Origin of the sequence: Actinoplanes sp. NPDC051411, assembly GCF_040682075.1 — a bacterium.
In the GTDB taxonomy this organism is placed as follows: domain Bacteria; phylum Actinomycetota; class Actinomycetes; order Mycobacteriales; family Micromonosporaceae; genus Actinoplanes.
Window position 1 is genome coordinate 1 of record NZ_JBFBAD010000277.1, and the last position, 2,405, is coordinate 2,405.

Sequence of the window (2,405 nt, forward strand, 5' to 3'; positions counted from 1 at the left end):
CGGCAATCATCACTATTTTCGTGTACCGCGGGCTTCCGGCCCGCGCCCGGGCTAACCCCCCGCCCGCCACCGAAAAGGCTCAGCGCTTGTGGTTGTGGGCCCGGCCCTGCTTGACCGCTTCCTCGAGGACGAGCTGGGCGTCCTCGGGGGTCAGCTGCACGGAGTGCCGCTCGATGTTGTGCAGGCGCAGCGTGCGCAGCAGGCCGGTGTCCTGGATCGCCAGATAGCGCGACGTGTCCTCGGTGTCGAGGTTGAAGTGCTGGTGCCAGGCCCAGCGGGGCGGCGCGAAGAGCGTGCCCTCCTGCCACTCGACGGCCTCGATCGGCTCGTCGTCGTAGTTGATCAGCGAGAAGCCGTGGCCCTTGACGACGTAGAGGTACGCCTCGGTGGTGTGGCGGTGGCGCACCGAGTTGCGGCCCGGCATGAGCTCGGAGATGTGCGCGCCGAGCACCTCGTAGTCGGCCAGGTCGAAGTAGTGCCCCTTGTTCTTGCGCCAGGGCCGGGCCGGGAGGTCCATCTTGCGAAGGTCGTCCTCGACGACGAGGCCCTTGGTCGGCGGGTGCTGCTTGTTGAACTCGTCGCGGGCGGCGATCTCCGAGGAGTCCAGGTTCTTCTTCTCGCTCGAGAGCACGCCTTTTTCATAGTCGTCGCGCATGGGGCCTCCTGGATAATGGTCAGTCCATTAGACAGTCAAGCTTTCGCGGGGAGTCGTGTCAACAGGAACCGCCACATCGTCTCGACGTTGAAGCCGCCCCCGAGATCGGGCAGCGCGGCCAGGTCGTCGTCGCTGATCGCGCGCGGGGTGCCGCCGGCCTGCCGCACCGCGAGCGTCATCCGCGCGAGCGTGTCGACCGCGATGGCCTGCAGCACCGCCGTCTTCACCGCGGTCTCCGGATCGCCGCCGGCCGCGCTCACCAGACCGTGCCCGCGCAGGATCACCACCGGCCGGTCGCCGAGCGCGTCGACCATCGCGTCGGCCAGCTCATCGGTGGTGATCAGCGCCGAGCGGTCCCAGGCCGGGATGCCGTCGGCCGCCATCCGGGCGCCCGGAATGTCGTAGGACCCATAGATCGGCAGCAAAGGCTCATCGAGCAGCGAGGCCGCCACTACCGCGGGGGGATGGGCGTGCACAACGGCTGTGGACAGACCGTGCCGGCGCAGGACCGCCCTGTGGATAGGCAATTCGTTCGGGGCGGTCCAGCCGTTAAGTTGGTCCGGCGTCCCAGCCATCGGCACTCGTCGAATGTCCTCGGGCTCGGTCGCCGCCAGGCCCGCCTCTCGCGGGCCGCGACAACGTACGAGAAGATGGGAGTCCCCCTGACGGGCGCTGATATGGCCCAGCACGTGTTCGACCAGTCCGCAGGCCGCCATCACCCGACACGCGGTGGCGATCGTCGCCGTTATGTCTGACATGATGGGCACACTAGTGGACTGGTGGTCTAACCTTTAACAACAAACATGTGAGGGATGGACTACCCCTCCAGTAAAGGAATCAACATGAGCGAGGGTGTGGTCACGCCCCGGGAGCCGATCAAGGGCGATCCCCGGTTGTTCAAGACGGTGTCCTCCAACCGGATGTCCGAAGCGATCGTCGAGCAGATCCGCAGCCTGATCCGCAGCGAGCAGCTGCGCCCCGGCGACCGGCTGCCGAGCGAGCGCGATCTGGGCGAGCAGATGGGCGTCAGCCGTGTCACGGTGCGCGAGGCGATGCGGGTGCTCGAGGCGGGCGGCCTGATCGAGATCCGGGTCGGCGCGCGCGGCGGCGCGATCGTCACGACCCCCAACTCCGGCAAGCTGGGCAGCGGGCTGGCCGACCTGATCAGCCTGTCCCCGATGACCGCGGCCGAGGTGACCGAGGCCCGGCAGGTCTTCGAGCTGGGCATCATCCCGCTGGTCATCGCCCGCGCCGACGAGCGCGACATCGCCGACCTGCGGGAGATGGTCGCCCAGCATCAGGAGGCCCTCAAGAAGGGCGAATACAACATGCAGATGTCGGCCGCCTTCCACGTGCGGGTCGCCGCCTGCACACACAACTCGGCGATCGAGATGCTGGTCCATTCGTTCCACGGGCCTTTACTCATGTCGCTGCGGGAGGCCCAGGTGGCGGCGCCGTTGATGGGTGTCCGGGGCACCAACGAGCACCGCGACTTCGTCGAGGCGGTCGCCCGTCGCGACGTCGAGGAGGCCGAGCAGATCATGCGGGCTCATCTCGACCGGACGGCTCGGCGGGTGGGCCGGGCCAAGGCCGCCCGCGACAACGCCTGATCTTCCGGTCTCCGGGGCCGGGGGGGGGTGGGGCGGGCGGGCGGGTGGGGGTGGGGGTGGGTGGGGCGGGGGCCCCCGCCCCCCGGGGGGGGGGGCGGGGGCCCCCCCGCCCCCCCGCGCGGCGCCGCGGGGGGGGCGCG

Annotated in this window: 3 protein-coding genes; 1 reads left to right on the forward strand and 2 read right to left on the reverse strand. The window is 69.5% G+C overall.

Translation table 11 applies throughout. The features are described 5' to 3' along the window. Positions 1–79: 79 nt before the first annotated feature. The gene (locus AB0M88_RS53155) at positions 80–655 is read right to left on the reverse strand and encodes a cupin domain-containing protein (protein ID WP_364116281.1); all 576 of its coding nucleotides are present in this window, start codon (positions 653–655) and stop codon (positions 80–82) included. A 35-nt stretch (positions 656–690) separates the two neighbouring features. Then, entirely contained in the window at positions 691–1,413 is a 723-nt protein-coding gene (locus tag AB0M88_RS53160) for a class II aldolase/adducin family protein (protein ID WP_364116284.1), read from the reverse strand. Positions 1,414–1,497: 84 nt separating this feature from the next. Between AB0M88_RS53160 and AB0M88_RS53165 the strand changes: the two genes are divergently transcribed. Then, on the forward strand, positions 1,498–2,265 hold the full coding sequence (locus AB0M88_RS53165; protein WP_364116287.1) for a FadR/GntR family transcriptional regulator: 768 nt from the start codon (positions 1,498–1,500) through the stop codon (positions 2,263–2,265). The last annotated feature ends 140 nt before the right edge of the window (positions 2,266–2,405 follow it).